Consider the following 16,764-nt stretch of genomic DNA (forward strand, 5'->3'; position numbering starts at 1 on the left):
ACTTAATATTTATCGCAGTCCGGCAGAAAGCTGCGGCATTTTAGGGGATTTCTGAAAGGAAGCCCAGCGGGTTCAGGGGCTACGGGGCCGGGAAGTTTGTTGAAGTTGTAAGCAGATAATAAAATTCGTGCTTTCTGCTTTGTTAGATTTGATGAGGAGAATTTACGCTTTTTTACGCCGACCTGTTTATTTAATCAGTTAAATCGTGAAATAAAGCGGGCGGGCATGGTAATACCCGCCTGAGATTCATTTCACTCTTCGGCTTAATTGTCCGCGCCGGTATAAATTACGCCGGATGCGGGTTAAACCCGGTTTCGGTTTTCTGGGTTCATCCAGCGAGGCTAAAACTAATTCCAGCACGCGCTCTGCCACGTCGCGATGACGCTGCCCGACGGCCAGCACCGGACACTCAAGAAAATCGAGCAGTTCGTGGTCGCCAAAGGTGGCAATCGCCAGCTCGGTCGGCAGGCGCCCGTCTCGTTTCAGCGTCACATCCATCACCCCCTGCAGCAGACCAAAGGAGGTGGTAAACAGCGCCTCCGGCATCGGGTGATCTTCAAGATAACGTTCAAACAGCGCGGCGGCGGCGGTCCGCTCAAAACTGTTGCAGTAGATGTAGTCTATCGGGCGGGAATCGCCTTTCCAGGCGTCACGGAAGCCCATTTCGCGCAGGAAACTCACGGAGAGCTCAGGTAACGCCCCCAGGAAAAGTACATTTTTGACATCCAGCTGACGCAATTCAGCGGCCAGCGTCTGCGCATCGTCCTGGTCGGCACCGACGACGCTGGTGAAGTGCTCACGATCCAGCGCCCGGTCTAACGCGATGATCGGCAGCGGATCGTTGATCCAGCGCTGATAGAAAGGGTGTTCCGGCGGTAACGAGGTTGAGACGATGATCGCATCGACCTGCCGCTGGAGCAGATGCTCGATGCAGCGCATCTCGTTATCGGGCTGATCTTCTGAACAGGCGATCAGCAGCTGGTAGCCGCGCTGGCGCGCCTGCCGCTCAAGATAGTTCGCAATACGGGTGTAACTGGTGTTTTCCAGATCGGGAATCACTAATCCAATCGAGCGCGTGCGCCCGGCGCGCAGCCCGGCGGCCACCGCATTAGGGTGATAATTATGCTCACGAACCACCGCCATCACTTTCTCAACGGTTTTGTCGCTGACACGATACTGCCGCGCTTTGCCATTGATGACATAACTGGCCGTGGTGCGCGATACGCCTGCTAAACGCGCGATTTCATCCAGCTTCACGATAACCCCACCATCAACTCCGCGTTGCGGCAGAATAGCCGCAGTTACGCTATGGATAACCTATGACTCTCATCTAACAGCAGAAAAGTGCGCGGAGCAACCGCTTTTCTGAATGTAATCCGCCTGACGCATAAAAAATAAAAAAACCCGGCATTTCGCCGGGTTAGGTCAGGATCGATGATCACGCTGCGTGATTAACGCATGATGCGATCGCCGCGTGAAACGCCCACGATACCGGAGCGCGCCACCTCAACGATTTCAGCCACCTCGCGCACGGAGTTCAGGAAGGCGTCCAGTTTGTCGCTGGTGCCTGCCAGCTGAACCGTGTACAGCGTTGGCGTCACGTCGATAATCTGACCGCGGAAGATCTCGGCATTCCGCTTCACCTCTTCGCGGCCATAACCGCTGGCCTGAATCTTCACCAGCATGATTTCGCGCTCAACGTAAGCACCCTGGCCCAGTTCGGTAACGCGCAGGACATCGACCAGCTTGTGCAGCTGCTTCTCGATCTGCTCCAGCACCTTCTGATCGCCCACAGTCTGGATAGTCATCCGCGACAGGGTCGGATCGTCAGTCGGTGCCACGGTCAGGCTTTCGATGTTGTAGCCACGCTGCGAGAACAGGCCGACGACACGGGATAATGCGCCGGATTCATTCTCCAGCAGAACTGATAAAATACGACGCATAATTATGTCCTCTCCGTTTTGCTTAACCACATCTCATCCATGCTGCCACCGCGAATCTGCATCGGGTAGACGTGTTCGCTACCGTCAACGGTGACATCCACAAAGACCAGACGCCCCTTCGCCAGGGTTTCCAGCGCCAGCGTCAGCTTCTCTTCCAGCTCTGCCGGATGCTCAATGGCGATCCCGATGTGGCCATAGGCTTCTGCCAGGCGGACGAAATCAGGCAGCGACTCCATATAAGACTGAGAGTGACGGCCCGAGTAGATCATATCCTGCCACTGCTTCACCATGCCCAGCACCCGGTTATTCAGGTTCAGCACCAGCACCGGCAGATCGTACTGCAGCGCGGTCGACAGCTCCTGAATATTCATCTGGATACTGCCATCGCCCGTGACGCAGATAACCGTCTCTTCCGGCAGCGCCATCTTCACGCCCAGCGCGGCAGGCAGGCCGAAGCCCATCGTGCCGAGACCGCCGGAGTTGATCCAGCGACGCGGTTTATCGAACGGATAATAGAGCGCCGCAAACATCTGGTGCTGGCCCACATCCGAAGTCACATAGGCCTCGCCTTTGGTCAGGCGGCTGATGGTTTCGATCACGGCCTGCGGCTTGATTTTGTCGCTGGTGCGATCAAACTCCAGACAGTGACGGCTGCGCCAGCCTTCAATCGCCTGCCACCAGTCGTGCAGGCTCTCGCTGCCCGACGGGCTGTCGCTCTGCGCCTGCAACTCCAGCATCTGCTGCAGTACCTGCTTCGCATCACCCACAATCGGAATATCGGCCGCCACCGTTTTGGAGATAGAGGTCGGGTCAATGTCGATATGCATTATCGTGGCGTTGGGGCAATATTTCGCCAGATTGTTGGTGGTGCGGTCATCGAAGCGGACGCCGACGCCAAAAATCAGATCGGCGTTGTGCATCGTCATATTGGCTTCGTAGGTGCCGTGCATGCCCAGCATACCGACACACTGACGGTGGGTGCCCGGAAACGCCCCCAGTCCCATCAGCGAGGTCGTCACCGGCACGTTCAGGCTTTCGGCCAGCTGCAGCAGTTCTGCTTCGCAGCCTGCGGTAATGGCACCGCCACCGGCGTAAATCACCGGCTTCTTCGCGGCCAGCAGTGTAGTCAGGGCGCGTTTGATCTGCCCTTTGTGCCCCTGAATGGTTGGGTTGTAAGAGCGCATGCTGACCGTCTCAGGCCAGTGATAAGGCAGCTTATTCGCCGGGTTCAGAATATCTTTTGGCAGGTCGATCACCACCGGGCCTGGCCGTCCGCTGGCGGCCAGCCAGAACGCCTTCTTCAGGACGCCGGGGATCTCTTCAGTGCTTTTCACCAGGAAGCTGTGCTTCACCACCGGGCGGGAGATGCCGACCATATCGCACTCCTGAAAGGCGTCATAACCAATCAGGGACGAAGGAACCTGGCCCGACAGAATCACCAGCGGAATCGAATCCATATAGGCGGTGGCGATACCGGTAATCGCATTGGTCGCGCCGGGGCCGGAGGTGACCAGCACCACGCCGACTTCGCCGGTCGCGCGCGCCAGGCCATCTGCCATATGCACCGCACCCTGCTCGTGGCGTACCAGAATGTGATCGATACCTCCGACGGTTTGCAGCGCATCGTAAATATCCAGCACTGCGCCACCCGGATAACCGAATACCTGCTTAACGCCCTGATCGATTAACGAACGGACGACCATTTCGGCTCCTGACAACATCTCCATCTTCTGCCTCCAGGCTGCAGAACCTGACGCCGCGGACAGGCCCGCTGGGCCTGTCACATCGCGCCGGTAACTGCTTTGCCAATCTAAAACGTATGTTTATTCACGACAGCGACACAGCGGTCGCGGTCCGGTTACAGAGAAATCTGCTGCGTTCATTGTTCTGAGAGTAGGTCGATTACCATAACCGCACTTAACCGGGCAGGCAAACCGCAAACCCGCGTAAATTAAATGGCGGGGGCGTAAAGGCTCTGCCCGAAAAGAATTGGCTGCGCGGATTAAACTAATTGCGCCGCAGAACCGCAGCGGAAAATGCTGAGGAAGAAATTATTTTCAGCGTGATCTAAGAAATAACGAAAACTTATTACGCCTGGCTCCAGCCCACAATCGTCTGACATTTTTCTTTTCTGGCGTAATTAACCATTAAATCAGTCATGCACATGCGATTATGCTAACCGGGAGGTGATAAATTCTGTGCTTAGCCTGAGTCAGGCCAGGATTAAATGCCTTTTATTTCATGAATATAAACGCATAAAGGAGCTGAATAAGCCGCGCAGCACAAGGGCGTGACTGCTGCCGCCGTTACCCTGCTGTTTAATCCGCTGCCTGACCGTGAAATAACAGAATATCTTCCTTCCGCACCGCGCAGAATAACCCTGCATTGAAGGTTGACATCCCCCGGTGATTCCAGTACCAATATGTGCAGCACAACATTCTATAAGGTTTGAATCCATGTTTCGTTTTGCTCGCCTTCTCGGTCTACTACTAAACGCACACAGCTTGCGCGGTAGACTTGTGGGCGGAATCAGACACTGATTCAAACCTGCTGAAAGTTAAAAACCCGCGCCTGTCGCGGGTTTTTTTATGCTCGTTGCCAGGCCAGAAAACGCATAAGGATGATTACGATGAGTCAGCAAGTCATTATTTTCGATACCACTCTGCGCGACGGTGAACAGGCTTTGCAGGCCAGCCTGAGTGTGAAAGAAAAATTGCAGATCGCGTTAGCGCTGGAGCGCATGGGCGTGGATGTGATGGAAGTCGGTTTCCCGGTCTCCTCACCTGGCGACTTTGAGTCCGTACAGACTATCGCGCGGACCATTAAAAACAGCCGGGTCTGCGGTCTGGCGCGCTGCGTCGAGAAAGATATCGATGCCGCGTATGAATCGCTGCGCGTGGCCGAGGCCTTCCGCATTCATACCTTTATCGCCACCTCGCCGATGCATATCGCGACCAAACTGCGCAGCACACTGCCGGAGGTGATTGAGCGCGCGGTGCATATGGTGAAGCGGGCGCGTAACTACACCAGCGACGTAGAGTTCTCCTGCGAAGATGGCGGCCGTACCCCGATTGATGACCTGTGCCGGATGGTGGAAGCCACGATTAACGCCGGTGCCACCACCATTAATATCCCGGACACCGTCGGCTACACCCTGCCGGGCGAATATGCCCATATCATCAGCGAGCTGATGAACCGCGTACCGAACATTGATAAAGCGATCATCTCTGTGCATACCCATGACGATCTGGGGATGGCAACCGGCAACGCCCTGGCGGCGGTTCAGGCGGGCGCGCGTCAGGTTGAGGGGACGATGAACGGCCTGGGCGAACGTGCAGGTAACTGTGCGCTGGAAGAGGTGATCATGGCGATTAAAACCCGTCAGCAGATCATGAACGTCCACACCAATATTCATCATCAGGAGATCTATCGCACCAGCCAGATGGTCAGCCAGATCTGCAACATGCCGATCCCGGCCAATAAAGCGGTGGTCGGTTCCAACGCCTTCGCTCACTCCTCCGGTATCCATCAGGATGGCGTGCTGAAAAATCGCGAAAACTACGAGATCCTGACGCCGGAGTCGATCGGCTTACATAAAATTCAGCTGAACCTGACCTCGCGTTCCGGTCGTGCGGCGGTAAAACATCGCATGGAAGAGATGGGCTATGCCGAGCAGGATTACAACCTGGATACCCTGTATGACGCCTTCCTGAAGCTGGCCGACAAGAAAGGTCAGGTCTTCGACTACGACCTGGAGGCGCTGGCCTTTATCAACAAACAGAACGAAGAGCCGGAGCATTTCCAGCTGCGTGAATTCAACGTCCAGACCGGCTCCGGCATCACCGCCACCGCCTCCGTTAATCTGGGCTGCGGTGATGAGGCCAAATCCGATGCGGCAACCGGTAACGGTCCGGTGGATGCGGTTTATCAGGCGATTAACCGGATCACCCAGTTTGACGCGGAGCTGGTGGACTACAAACTGACCGCCAAAGGCCATGGTGAAAATGCACTGGGCCAGGTCGATATCGTGGTCGCCTATAACGGCCGCAAGTTCCACGGCGTCGGTCTGGCGACTGATATCGTCGAATCCTCCGCCAAAGCAATGGTCAACGCTCTGAACAACATCTGGCGTGCCCGTCAGGTCGAACAGGAATTGCAGCGCAAATTTAAAGATCAGAAGGAAACCGTATAACCATGTCCAGCTCCTCTCATATCGCAGTTTTACCCGGTGACGGCATCGGCCCGGAAGTGATGGCGCAGGCGATGAAAGTGCTGGATGCCATCCGCCAGCGTTTTGATCTGCAGATTACTACTCAGGAATATGCGGTCGGCGGCATCGCTATCGATCAGTATGGCGAACCTCTGCCACCCGCGACCGTGGCCGGCTGCGAGCAGGCCGACGCGATCCTGTTTGGCTCTGTTGGTGGCCCGAAATGGGAACACCTGCCGCCCGCCTCACAGCCGGAGCGCGGTGCCCTGCTGCCGCTGCGTAAGCACTTTAAGCTGTTCAGTAACCTGCGTCCGGCGGCGCTCTACAGCGGACTGGAAGCATTCTGCCCGCTGCGTAGCGACATCGCCGCGAAGGGCTTCGATATTCTGTGCGTACGTGAACTGACCGGCGGCATCTACTTTGGTCAGCCGAAAGGACGTGAAGGCAGCGGCCCGGAAGAGCGCGCCTTCGATACTGAGGTCTATCACCGCTTTGAGATCGAGCGCATCGCCCGCATCGCCTTCGAGTCCGCCCGCAAGCGTCGCAATAAGGTCACATCGGTCGATAAAGCGAACGTGCTGCAGACCTCGGTCATGTGGCGTGAGATTGTCAACGAGGTGGCTAAAGAGTACCCGGACGTACAGCTGAGCCACATCTATATCGACAACGCCACCATGCAGCTGATCAAAGATCCTTCGCAGTTTGATGTGCTGCTCTGCTCCAACCTGTTTGGTGACATTCTCTCTGACGAATGCGCCATGATCACCGGCTCGATGGGGATGCTGCCCTCCGCCAGCCTGAACGAAGCGGGCTTTGGCCTGTTCGAACCGGCCGGTGGCTCCGCGCCGGATATCGCGGGTCAGAATATTGCTAACCCGGTCGCCCAGATCCTGTCGCTGTCGCTGCTGCTGCGTTACAGCCTGAATGCTGATGCGGCTGCCGACAGTATCGAACGCGCCATCAGCCGTGCGCTGGAACAGGGCTACCGCACCAAAGATTTAGCCGGTGATGGCCCTGCGGTCAGCACAGATGAGATGGGCAGCATCATTGCCCGCTTTATCGCCGAGGAAAAATAAAACAATGAAAACCTTATACCAGAAGTTATTTGATGCTCATGTCGTTCACGAAGCGCCGAATGAAACGCCGTTACTCTACATCGATCGTCACCTGATCCATGAAGTGACCTCGCCCCAGGCTTTCGACGGGCTGCGCGCGCACGGGCGTAAAGTCCGTCAGCCGGGCAAAACCTTTGCCACCATGGATCACAACGTCTCGACGCAGACCAAAGACATCAATGCCTCCGGCGAGATGGCGCGTATTCAGATGCAGGAGCTGATGAAGAACTGCGCAGAGTTTGGCGTCCAGCTGTATGACCTGAACCACCCTTTCCAGGGCATCGTCCACGTTATCGGCCCTGAGCAGGGCATGACGCTGCCGGGCATGACCATCGTCTGCGGCGACTCGCACACCGCGACGCACGGCGCCTTTGGCTCGCTGGCCTTTGGTATCGGCACCTCTGAAGTCGAGCATGTGTTTGCCACTCAGACGCTGAAACAGGGTCGGGCTAAAACCATGAAGATCGAAGTGCTGGGCCAGGCTTCCACCGGCATTACCGCAAAAGATATCGTGCTGGCGATCATCGGCAAAACCGGCAGCGCAGGCGGTACCGGCTATGTGGTTGAATTCTGCGGCCCGGCGATCCAGGCGCTGAGCATGGAAGGCCGTATGACCCTGTGCAACATGGCGATCGAAATGGGCGCGAAAGCGGGCCTGGTCGCACCGGATGAGACGACCTTCAGCTATCTGAAGGGTCGCCAGTTCTCGCCGCAGGGTGAGAAATGGGATCAGGCCGTAGAGTACTGGCGCACGCTGAAGTCTGACGAGGGCGCGCACTATGATGCGGTGGTGACGCTGCAGGCGGAAGAGATTGCGCCGCAGGTGACCTGGGGCACCAACCCGGGCCAGGTGATCGCAGTCGATCAGCTGATCCCGAATCCGGCCTCGTTTGCCGATCCGGTTGAGCGCGCCTCTGCGGAAAAAGCGCTGGCCTACATGAACCTGCAGCCGGGCATCCGTCTGACCGACGTCGCGATTGATAAGGTGTTCATCGGCTCCTGCACCAACTCCCGTATTGAAGACCTGCGTGCGGCGGCCGCGATCGCCAAAGGCCGCAGGGTCGCGCCGGGCGTGATTGCGATGGTGGTACCGGGTTCCGGTCCGGTGAAGGCGCAGGCTGAAGCGGAAGGTCTGGATAAAATCTTCCTGGAAGCGGGCTTTGAATGGCGTCTGCCGGGCTGCTCGATGTGTCTGGCGATGAATAACGACCGTCTGAATCCGGGCGAGCGCTGCGCCTCCACCAGCAACCGTAACTTTGAAGGCCGTCAGGGCCGCGGTGGCCGGACGCATCTGGTCAGCCCGGCGATGGCCGCAGCGGCGGCCGTGACCGGCCACTTTGCCGACATCCGTGAACTGACGACAGGAGCTTAAGTCATGGCGAATAAATTTACTCAGCACACCGGCATTGTTGCGCCGCTGGATGCCGCGAACGTGGACACCGACGCGATCATCCCTAAACAGTTTTTGCAGAAAGTCACCCGCACCGGCTTTGGCCAGCATCTGTTCCATGACTGGCGTTTTGAAGATGACGCCGGTACGGTGCCGACCCCCGGCTTTGTGCTGAACAAACCCGAATTCAAAGGCACCAGCATCCTGCTGGCGCGCGAGAACTTTGGCTGTGGCTCCTCACGCGAGCATGCCCCCTGGGCGCTGACCGATTTTGGTTTTCACGTCGTCATCGCGCCGAGCTTTGCAGATATCTTTTACGGCAACAGCTTCAACAACCAGCTGCTGCCGGTGAAGTTAAGTGAAGAGCAGGTGGATGAGCTGTTCAGACTGGTTGCGGCCCAGCCCGGCATCAGTTTCACGGTCGATCTGGAAGCGCAGACGGTCACCGCAGGCGACAAAGTCTATCCGTTTGAGCTGGACAGCTTCCGCCGTCACTGCATGATAAACGGTCTCGACAGCATCGGCCTGACGCTGCAGCACGAAGCGTCGATTTCACAGTATGAGCAGAATCAGCCCGCCTTTCTGCGCTGATGAGGGTAAGCAGGGGCGACACCCGGTCGCCCCTGTTCTTTATACGTCGCGCACCCGCGCCGACATCACCAGCGCCACCACCGCCAGTCCGAACGCCAGCCAGTAAACCGCCTCATGCCCCAGCCGCTCGCTGAGCGTCCCCTGAATCACCCCCGCCAGGATCATGCCGGTCGAGATGGAGTTGGTGAACAGCGTAGTCGCTGCGCCTGGCCGTCCCGGCATCAGATCCTGAAACCACAGCATCCCGATGCCCGCAATAATCCCGACAAACACGGCGTTAAACAGCTGCAGCACCATCAGTGACGCGCGGGAGTTAAACAGCACCAGCCCCAGATAGAACAACACGCCGGCCGCCACCGCGATCAGCATTAACCGGCGCTTACCGATACGACGCGCATAGTGGCCCGCCAGCAGCATCACCGGGATCTCCAGTCCGGCCGCCGTGCCCATCAGCAGACCGGCCAGCTTCTCCGGCAGGCCCAGCGTGGTGCTGATATAGAGCGGCATATCGATGATATACATGGTGTTGCAGGTCCACATCACCACCGAGGCGATGAACAGCAGGCGCACATCCCGATCGCGCCAGCCGCTTATCGGCAGCCCGCCGCTCTGCATCAGCGGCTGGCTGCGCGGCACCGACGGCAGGGTAAACCAGACCAGCAGGATACAGATCAGAAACAGCGCGGCGGCCACGCTGAACAGCGTGACGAAGCCGTAGTTCAGCGCCAGAGCAAAGGAGAGCGGCGGCCCGATCACCCACGCCAGCGAAAGCTGCGCACGCATGATCGAACTGAACATCACCGCTTCGCGTGCCGACTGGTCGGCATACTCCCGCGCCAGCGCAAAGAGCTGAGGCATGGACACACTGGCCAGCGCCGACAGCAGCACGCCCAGAGTGAGCAGCGTCAGATAGTGCCGGGTAAAGGCGAACAGCAGCGCATTGGCCAGGGCCATCAGGCAGCAGAAGAGGATGATATGACGCCGGTCGCCCACGCTGTCAGAGCGTTTTGCCACCAGCATACTCACCACGATCCCGGCTACCGCATTGAGGGTAAAAAACAGGCCGACCCAGAAGGGTCGCGCCTGCACCTCGCGCGTCAGAAACAGGCTGAGGGTCGGTGCCTGCAATGCACCGGCCACGCCCAGCATGAAAGAGGCGACCATAAAAGCGAGGTAAACCGGATTGATGCGGCGCTGCCGCGTTAACAGCGATTTCATAGCGAAATCCCTTACAGGACAAACGGGGAAAAAAAGAAGGGTAGACGATACCGCGCAGCATGAAAAAAGCCAGCAGAGATCCTCTGCTGGCGGTGAAAATGCACCCTACTCAGAAAAGCACCTCGCTGAAGCGCGACGTGAGGGTCGAACGCCATCCCCTGCGGAATGCCTCCCGCTCTTCCCATCGCACAAAGTTTGCTCTTAAAATAGGGCAGGAAAAACAGAGCGCTTTTCAGCGGGAGTTCCCCTTTTATGTCCTCATCACGTCTGAAGCAGCAGTTCATCCGCCTGTGGCAGAGCTGTCAGGGGCAGACGCAGGCGATCACCCTTAGCGAACTGGCCGATCGGCTGCACTGCTCGCGCCGCCACATGCGCAACCTGCTCAACCGGATGCAGGCCGCGGGCTGGCTGATCTGGCAGGCTGAGGCGGGTCGCGGCAAACGCTCGGTGCTGACCTTCTGCTACACCGGGCTGGCCTTACAGCAGGAGCGCGCCGAGGATCTGCTGGAGCAGGATCGCATCGATCAGCTCGTTCAGCTGGTGGGGGATAAAAATCAGGTGCGCCAGATGATCGGCGCGCATCTGGGCCGCAGCTTCCGCCAGGGCAAGCATATCCTGCGGGTGCTCTACTACCGGCCGCTGCTCAACCTGCTGCCCGGCTCGCCGCTGCGGCGCTCGGAGACCCACATTGCCCGCCAGATCTTCAACGGCCTGACGCGGATAAATGAGGAAAACGGGGAAGCCGAACCGGACATTGCACACCACTGGCAGCAGACCTCGCCGCTTCACTGGCGTTTCTTTCTGCGCCCGGCGATTCGTTTCCATCACGGCAGAGAGCTGGAGATGGAGGATGTGCTGGCCACGCTGGCGCGCCAGCGCCCTCACCCGCTCTTCTCACACATTGCAGAGATCGCCTCGCCCGCCCCCTGGACGCTCGACATCCACTTAAGCCAGCCCGACGAGGGTCTGCCCTGGCTGCTGGGCAGCGTAAGCGCGATGATCCTGCCACGCGAATGGCCCACCCTGCCCGATTTTGCCCGCCAGCCGGTGGGCACCGGCCCCTACCGGGTGATCCGCAATCAGGCGAGCCAGCTGAAAATTGAAGCCTTTGATGACTACTTTGGTTTTCGCGCCCTGATCGACGATGTCTCTATCTGGGTGCTGCCCGACATCAGCGATGAGCTGGTCTATGCTGGTGTCCGACTGCAGGGCGAGAGTGATGGCAGCGATGAGATCCAGGAGGAGAGCCGTCTGGAGGAGGGGTGCTACTACCTGCTGTTCGACCAGCGTTCCGCGCAGGGCCGCGACGCGGCGGTCCGGCGCTGGGTGAGCTACCTGTTTAACCCCATCGCCCTGCTTAATCACGCAGGTGTCGGGTATCAGCGTTACTGGTTCCCGGCCTATGGCCTGCTGCCGCGCTGGCATCACCGCCGCGACCTGACGCCGGTCGAAAAGCCGCCCGGCCTGACCCACCTGACGCTGACCTGGTACAGCCAGCATGTGGAGCATGAAGGCATCGCCAATGCGCTGCGGCCGCTGCTGGCTCAGCATGGTGTGACGCTGGTGACCCGCGAGATCGACTACGAGAGCTGGTATCAGGGCGAGGCGGAAAGTGACATCTGGCTCGGCAGCGTGAACTTTACCCTGCCGCTGAACTATTCGCTGTTCGCGCAGTTGTATGAGATCCCGCTGCTGCACCACTGCCTGGCGATCGACTGGCAGAGCGATGCGGCACGCTGGCGCGAGAAAACGCTGCCGCTGGCCGAATGGAGCAAACAGTTAGTCGAAGAGGCGGGCCTGCATCCGCTGTTTCACCACTGGCTGCTGCTCGAAGGCCAGCGCAGTATGCGCGGCGTGCGGATGAATACGCTGGGCTGGTTCGATTTTAAATCCGCCTGGTTCGCGCCACCGGCGCTGTAACGCTTTCGCCACGCCGCTGAAATGACTAGAATGTGGCGTTCTCAACGGGGTGCCGCCTGCCACCAGCAAGCAGCTGAGAGAGACCCGTCGAACCTGATTCGGTTAATACCGACGTAGGGATTTGAGAGGCCTCCGTGCTCAGATCCTTTGCGACTCATCCCCTATTCTCCTGAAGGAGCGCAAAGTGTTAAACAAAGTTCTGCCGGTCCTGCTGTTACTCTCCGCCCCCGTTCTGGCGGCTAAGCCGGTTCTCACGGTCTACACCTACGACTCCTTCTCTGCCGACTGGGGCCCCGGCCCGGCGGTAAAAAAAGCCTTTGAAGCCCGCTGCAACTGCGAGCTGAAGTTTGTCACGCTGGAAGATGGCGTCTCGCTGCTGAACCGCGTGCGGATGGAAGGCACAAACAGTAAGGCGGATGTGGTGCTGGGGCTGGACAACAATCTGGTGCAGGCGGCGCAGAAAACCGGCCTGTTCGCCAGAAGTCAGGTCGACACCACAAAATTAACCCTGCCCGGCGGCTGGCATGACACGACCTTCATCCCCTTTGACTATGGCTACTTCGCCTTCGTCTACGACAGTACCCGGCTGAAAAACCCGCCGAAAAGCCTGAAAGAGCTGGTCGACAGCCCGCAGAAATGGCGGGTGATCTACGAAGATCCCCGCACCAGCACCCCCGGCTTAGGTCTGCTGCTCTGGATGCAGAAAGTCTATGGCGATCAGGCACCGCAGGCGTGGCAGAAGCTGGCGCAGAAAACCGTGACGGTGACCAAAGGCTGGAGTGAGGCGTATGGTCTGTTCCTGAAAGGGGAAAGCGATCTGGTGCTGAGCTACACCACGTCACCGGCTTATCACATCATCGAAGAGAAGAAAGAGAACTATGCGGCCGCCCCGTTTGCCGAAGGCCACTATCTGCAGGTCGAAGTTGCCGCGCAGTTAGCCAGCAGCAAACAGCCTGAACTGGCGCAGCAGTTTATGACGTTTATGGTCTCCCCCGACTTCCAGCGCACCATCCCGACCGGCAACTGGATGTACCCGGTGACCGCCACGCCGCTGCCCGCCGGTTTTAACGCCCTGACGGTGCCCGCCACCGCGCTGCAGTTCTCGCCGGAAGAGGTCGCCAGTCAGCGTTCCGGCTGGATTAGTCAGTGGCAACGCGCAGTCAGTCGCTGATGCCGCGCTGGCTGCTGCCGGGATCGTTCGCTACGCTGCTGTTAACGCTGGTGGCGTTTCTGGCCTTTGGCGCACTCTGGCGCGCCGCACCGGAAACGGACCTGCGCAGCGTGCTGCAGGATGATTACCTGCGCCATGTCATCGCGTTCTCTTTCGGTCAGGCGCTGCTCTCTGCGCTGCTGTCACTACTGCCCGCGCTGCCACTGGCGCGGGCGCTCTACCGCCGCCGCTTTCCAGGCCGACAGCTGCTGCTGCGCCTGTGTGCTATGACCCTGGTGCTGCCGGTGCTGGTGGCGATATTTGGTCTGCTGACGGTTTACGGGCGTACCGGCTGGCTGGCGCAGCTCTGCCAGTGGGCCGGGCTCGGTTATCACTTCTCCCCCTATGGGCTGTCGGGCATTCTGCTGGCGCACGTTTTCTTTAACCTGCCGCTGGCAACGCGTCTGCTGCTGCAGGCGCTGGAGCAGATCCCGGCAGAGCAGCGTCAGCTGGCGGCTCAGCTCGGCGTGCGCGGCTGGCATCGCTTTTGTCTGCTGGAGTGGCCGTGGCTGCGGCGTCAGCTGCTGCCTGCCGGGGCGCTGATCTTCATGCTCTGCTTTGCCAGCTTTGCCACCGTGCTGTCGCTGGGCGGCGGTCCGCAGGCGACCACCATCGAACTGGCGATCTTCCAGGCGCTGAGTTATGACTACGATCCCGGCCGCGCTGCCCTGCTGGCGATGATCCAGCTCGGCTGCTGCCTCACCCTGGTGCTGCTCAGCCAGCGATTCAGCAAAGCGATCCCCGCCGGAAGCAGCCAGCTCAGCGGCTGGCGCGATCCGCAGGATTCGCGCGCGGCACAGCTGATCGATGCGCTGCTGATCCTGCTGGCGCTGCTGCTGCTGCTCCCCCCGCTGGCGGCGGTGATCGTCGAGGGGCTGCACGGCGGCGTGCGGGGCGCACTGGCGCAGCCGGCCCTCTGGCAGGCGACATTGACCTCGCTGCGAATCGCCACCGGCGCGGGTCTGCTCTGTGTGGCGCTGACCATGATGCTGCTGTGGAGCAGCCGTGAGCTGCGGCTGCGTCAGCGCCCGGTGGCCGCACAGCTGATCGACACCAGCGGGATGCTGATCCTGGCGATGCCCGGCATCGTCCTCGCCACCGGTTTTTTCCTGCTGTTCAACGCCACGATCGGCCTGCCCGATTCGGCAGAGGGGCTGGTGATCTTTACCAATGCGCTGATCGCCATTCCCTATGCCATGAAAGTGCTGGAAAACCCGATGCGGGATGTGGCAGAGCGTTACGGCAGACTCTGTGATTCGCTGGATATCCGCGGCTGGAACCGGCTGCGGCTGATTGAGCTGCGGGCGCTGAAGCGTCCGCTGGCGCAGGCGCTGGCCTTTGCCTGCGTTCTGTCGGTGGGTGATTTTGGCGTGGTCGCCCTGTTTGGCAGCGCCGACTTCCGCACGCTGCCGTTCTACCTTTATCAGCAGATAGGCGCCTATCGCGGCGCAGATGGCGCAGTCACCGCCCTGCTGCTGCTGCTGCTCTGCCTGCTGCTGTTCACGCTAATGGAAAAATTACCAGGTCGTCATGCTGACTCTCGATAACCTTACCTACCTCTATCAGCATCTGCCGATGCGCTTCAGCCTTACCGCCGCTCGCGGCGAGCGCATCGCCATTCTCGGGCCCAGCGGCGCCGGTAAAAGTACCCTGCTGAGCCTGATCGCCGGCTTCCTGCCGGTGAACCAGGGGGCCCTGATCATCGACGGCCAGGATCATACCCACAGCGTCCCGGCCAGACGCCCGGTCTCAATGCTGTTTCAGGAAAATAACCTTTTTCCGCACCTCAGCGTGGAACAGAACATGGGGCTGGGGCTGCATCCGGGATTAAAGCTTACGGCTTTGCAGCGTCAGGCACTGGTCACGCTGGCCGCGCAGGTGGGGCTGGGCGATCTGCTGACCCGTCTGCCGGGCGAGCTGTCGGGCGGCCAGCGACAGCGCGTCGCGCTGGCCCGCTGTCTGCTGCGGGATCGGCCGGTGCTGCTGCTGGATGAGCCCTTCTCGGCGCTGGATCCGGCATTACGGGGAGAGATGCTGCAGCTGGTGCGTTCGGTGTGCGAGGCGCGCGGGATCACCCTGCTGATGGTGTCGCACAGTCTGGAAGATGCGCAGCAGATTGCGGCGCGCAGCGTAGTGATCGTGGATGGCCGGGTTTACTGGGATGGTGAAACCCGACAGCTGCTGTCGGGCGAGACGCGGGAAGCCGATGTCCTCGGTATCCCGCGTCGTTAAGCGGATCAGGCGATAAAGACCTGCCACAGCAGGTGACGGAAAACCGGCATCATCGGATGAAACTGAATGCCGACAAACGCCGCCACGGCGACGATCAGCCCCAGCGGGCCTGCCCAGCGCAGGCGTTCCGGCGGCAGCCAGGCGGTAGCCCAGTCACGGCTTTTGCCGCTGCGCCACCAGCGCCAGCATAACCAGCCGCCCAGCCAGATCAGCAGCGCAGCCCCCAGCAACAGCCACTTGAAGCTGCCGCCCTGCGCGGCCTTTGGCACATCGATCGCCACGCCCGCCAGAATACCGGGCAGCAGATAGAGCGGCGGCCAGAGGATGCAGCCGATGATGTTCGGTGGCAGGAACTTCCGCACCGGCAGCTCCAGCATCCCGGCCGCCAGCGGGATCAGCGGCCGCGTCGGTCCCACAAAGCGCCCGACCAGAATGGTAAACATGCTGTGCTGATGCAGGGCGTGTTCCGTTTTATCCAGCAGACCCTTGTACTTTTGCAGATATTTCCAGCGATGCAGCGGCCCCTGGAATTTCCAGCCGATGCCGTAGGAGACCCAGTCACCAATCAGGCAGCCCGCAAAGCCCGCGGCCCAGGCCGGATAGAGGCCCAGCTCACCGCTGCCGACCAGCGCGCCCAGGCTGGCCATCATCACCGTACCTGGCAGCAACAGCCCGACCAGCGCCAGTGACTCCAGAAACGTCACCAGCGCAACGGCAAACAGCGCCCACTCCAGGGACTGCGTAATCAGTTGTTGAATCCAGGCTTCCATATTCATCCTTAGTAAAAGCAGAAGCCTGGATTGTCCTGAGCCAGCCACACAGCGTCAAGGCAAGAATTGTAGGGCAATGTTGACAAAAGCCAGCCGCGGGAACTGTATAAATATCCATGGTATACTTAACGGGTTTTCTCATCCCTGAAATGCTGAGTCCGGAGA

Annotated in this window: 14 protein-coding genes and 1 riboswitch; of the genes, 9 read left to right on the forward strand and 5 right to left on the reverse strand. The window is 59.5% G+C overall.

Annotated features, from left to right (window positions below; translation table 11 throughout):
- Nucleotides 1-246 precede the first annotated feature (246 nt).
- The 3 genes from cra to ilvI form a co-directional block, all read right to left on the reverse strand.
- On the reverse strand, nucleotides 247-1,257 hold the full coding sequence (gene cra, locus ACR6AS_RS10890; RefSeq protein ID WP_111139398.1) for a catabolite repressor/activator: 1,011 nt from the start codon (nucleotides 1,255-1,257) through the stop codon (nucleotides 247-249).
- 194 nt (nucleotides 1,258-1,451) lie between these two features.
- The gene (gene ilvN / locus ACR6AS_RS10895; protein WP_009092152.1) at nucleotides 1,452-1,943 is read right to left on the reverse strand and encodes an acetolactate synthase small subunit; all 492 of its coding nucleotides are present in this window, start codon (nucleotides 1,941-1,943) and stop codon (nucleotides 1,452-1,454) included.
- Between the two features lie 2 nt (nucleotides 1,944-1,945).
- Complete coding sequence (gene ilvI, locus ACR6AS_RS10900; protein ID WP_111139397.1) at nucleotides 1,946-3,670, reverse strand: acetolactate synthase 3 large subunit; 1,725 nt, start codon at nucleotides 3,668-3,670, stop codon at nucleotides 1,946-1,948.
- Nucleotides 3,671-4,399: 729 nt separating this feature from the next.
- On the opposite strand from ilvI, the gene leuL reads away from it, so the two are divergent.
- The 5 genes from leuL (at nucleotide 4,400) to leuD (ending at nucleotide 9,249) form a co-directional block, all read left to right on the forward strand.
- Nucleotides 4,400-4,483 (forward strand): leu operon leader peptide, encoded by an 84-nt coding sequence (gene leuL / locus ACR6AS_RS10905; RefSeq protein WP_111139396.1) that lies wholly within the window; start codon nucleotides 4,400-4,402, stop codon nucleotides 4,481-4,483.
- A gap of 89 nt (nucleotides 4,484-4,572) precedes the next feature.
- Nucleotides 4,573-6,135 (forward strand): 2-isopropylmalate synthase, encoded by a 1,563-nt coding sequence (gene leuA / locus ACR6AS_RS10910; RefSeq protein WP_111139395.1) that lies wholly within the window; start codon nucleotides 4,573-4,575, stop codon nucleotides 6,133-6,135.
- A gap of 2 nt (nucleotides 6,136-6,137) precedes the next feature.
- Nucleotides 6,138-7,229 carry a 3-isopropylmalate dehydrogenase gene (leuB, locus tag ACR6AS_RS10915; RefSeq protein ID WP_111139394.1) on the forward strand — a complete coding sequence of 364 codons (1,092 nt, stop codon included), beginning with the start codon at nucleotides 6,138-6,140 and terminating at the stop codon, nucleotides 7,227-7,229.
- 4 nt (nucleotides 7,230-7,233) lie between these two features.
- The gene (gene leuC / locus ACR6AS_RS10920) at nucleotides 7,234-8,640 is read left to right on the forward strand and encodes a 3-isopropylmalate dehydratase large subunit (RefSeq protein WP_293774757.1); all 1,407 of its coding nucleotides are present in this window, start codon (nucleotides 7,234-7,236) and stop codon (nucleotides 8,638-8,640) included.
- Nucleotides 8,641-8,643: 3 nt separating this feature from the next.
- Nucleotides 8,644-9,249: a 3-isopropylmalate dehydratase small subunit gene (leuD, locus tag ACR6AS_RS10925; protein ID WP_111139392.1), complete on the forward strand. Its 606-nt coding sequence runs from the start codon at nucleotides 8,644-8,646 to the stop codon at nucleotides 9,247-9,249.
- A gap of 39 nt (nucleotides 9,250-9,288) precedes the next feature.
- Here the strand turns inward: leuD and ACR6AS_RS10930 are convergent, their stop codons facing one another.
- Nucleotides 9,289-10,467: an MFS transporter gene (locus tag ACR6AS_RS10930; RefSeq protein WP_111139391.1), complete on the reverse strand. Its 1,179-nt coding sequence runs from the start codon at nucleotides 10,465-10,467 to the stop codon at nucleotides 9,289-9,291.
- Between the two features lie 252 nt (nucleotides 10,468-10,719).
- Here ACR6AS_RS10930 and sgrR point away from each other — a divergent pair, with 252 nt between their 5' ends.
- From sgrR to thiQ, 4 genes are all read left to right on the forward strand, one after another.
- Nucleotides 10,720-12,387 carry an HTH-type transcriptional regulator SgrR gene (sgrR, locus tag ACR6AS_RS10935; protein ID WP_434162109.1) on the forward strand — a complete coding sequence of 556 codons (1,668 nt, stop codon included), beginning with the start codon at nucleotides 10,720-10,722 and terminating at the stop codon, nucleotides 12,385-12,387.
- 35 nt (nucleotides 12,388-12,422) lie between these two features.
- A riboswitch (TPP riboswitch) is annotated at nucleotides 12,423-12,525 on the forward strand.
- A gap of 46 nt (nucleotides 12,526-12,571) precedes the next feature.
- A complete protein-coding gene (gene thiB, locus ACR6AS_RS10940; protein WP_434162111.1) occupies nucleotides 12,572-13,558 on the forward strand; it encodes a thiamine ABC transporter substrate binding subunit in 987 nt (328 codons plus the stop codon).
- A complete protein-coding gene (thiP, locus tag ACR6AS_RS10945; RefSeq protein ID WP_111139388.1) occupies nucleotides 13,534-15,144 on the forward strand; it encodes a thiamine/thiamine pyrophosphate ABC transporter permease ThiP in 1,611 nt (536 codons plus the stop codon). Before thiB ends, thiP begins: the two co-directional genes overlap by 25 nt.
- The gene (thiQ, locus tag ACR6AS_RS10950) at nucleotides 15,128-15,829 is read left to right on the forward strand and encodes a thiamine ABC transporter ATP-binding protein ThiQ (RefSeq protein WP_293774748.1); all 702 of its coding nucleotides are present in this window, start codon (nucleotides 15,128-15,130) and stop codon (nucleotides 15,827-15,829) included. The genes thiP and thiQ overlap by 17 nt, the downstream gene beginning before the upstream one ends.
- Before the next feature lie 5 nt (nucleotides 15,830-15,834).
- On the opposite strand, the gene ACR6AS_RS10955 is transcribed toward thiQ, so the two are convergent.
- Nucleotides 15,835-16,599 carry a DedA family protein gene (locus ACR6AS_RS10955; protein ID WP_111139386.1) on the reverse strand — a complete coding sequence of 255 codons (765 nt, stop codon included), beginning with the start codon at nucleotides 16,597-16,599 and terminating at the stop codon, nucleotides 15,835-15,837.
- Nucleotides 16,600-16,764: the final 165 nt, after the last annotated feature.

This window comes from Pantoea phosphatilytica, from assembly GCF_051025615.1.
Lineage (GTDB): Bacteria > Pseudomonadota > Gammaproteobacteria > Enterobacterales > Enterobacteriaceae > Pantoea.

Coding starts and splice junctions, on each gene's coding strand:
- ilvN (WP_009092152.1), bottom strand. CDS start 1,943: ATGCGTCGTATTTTATCAGTTCTGCTGGAGAATGAATCCGGCGCATTA.
- ilvI (WP_111139397.1), bottom strand. CDS start 3,670: ATGGAGATGTTGTCAGGAGCCGAAATGGTCGTCCGTTCGTTAATCGAT.
- leuL (WP_111139396.1), top strand. CDS start 4,400: ATGTTTCGTTTTGCTCGCCTTCTCGGTCTACTACTAAACGCACACAGC.
- leuA (WP_111139395.1), top strand. CDS start 4,573: ATGAGTCAGCAAGTCATTATTTTCGATACCACTCTGCGCGACGGTGAA.
- leuB (WP_111139394.1), top strand. CDS start 6,138: ATGTCCAGCTCCTCTCATATCGCAGTTTTACCCGGTGACGGCATCGGC.
- leuC (WP_293774757.1), top strand. CDS start 7,234: ATGAAAACCTTATACCAGAAGTTATTTGATGCTCATGTCGTTCACGAA.
- leuD (WP_111139392.1), top strand. CDS start 8,644: ATGGCGAATAAATTTACTCAGCACACCGGCATTGTTGCGCCGCTGGAT.
- ACR6AS_RS10930 (WP_111139391.1), bottom strand. CDS start 10,467: ATGAAATCGCTGTTAACGCGGCAGCGCCGCATCAATCCGGTTTACCTC.
- sgrR (WP_434162109.1), top strand. CDS start 10,720: ATGTCCTCATCACGTCTGAAGCAGCAGTTCATCCGCCTGTGGCAGAGC.
- thiQ (WP_293774748.1), top strand. CDS start 15,128: ATGCTGACTCTCGATAACCTTACCTACCTCTATCAGCATCTGCCGATG.
- ACR6AS_RS10955 (WP_111139386.1), bottom strand. CDS start 16,599: ATGGAAGCCTGGATTCAACAACTGATTACGCAGTCCCTGGAGTGGGCG.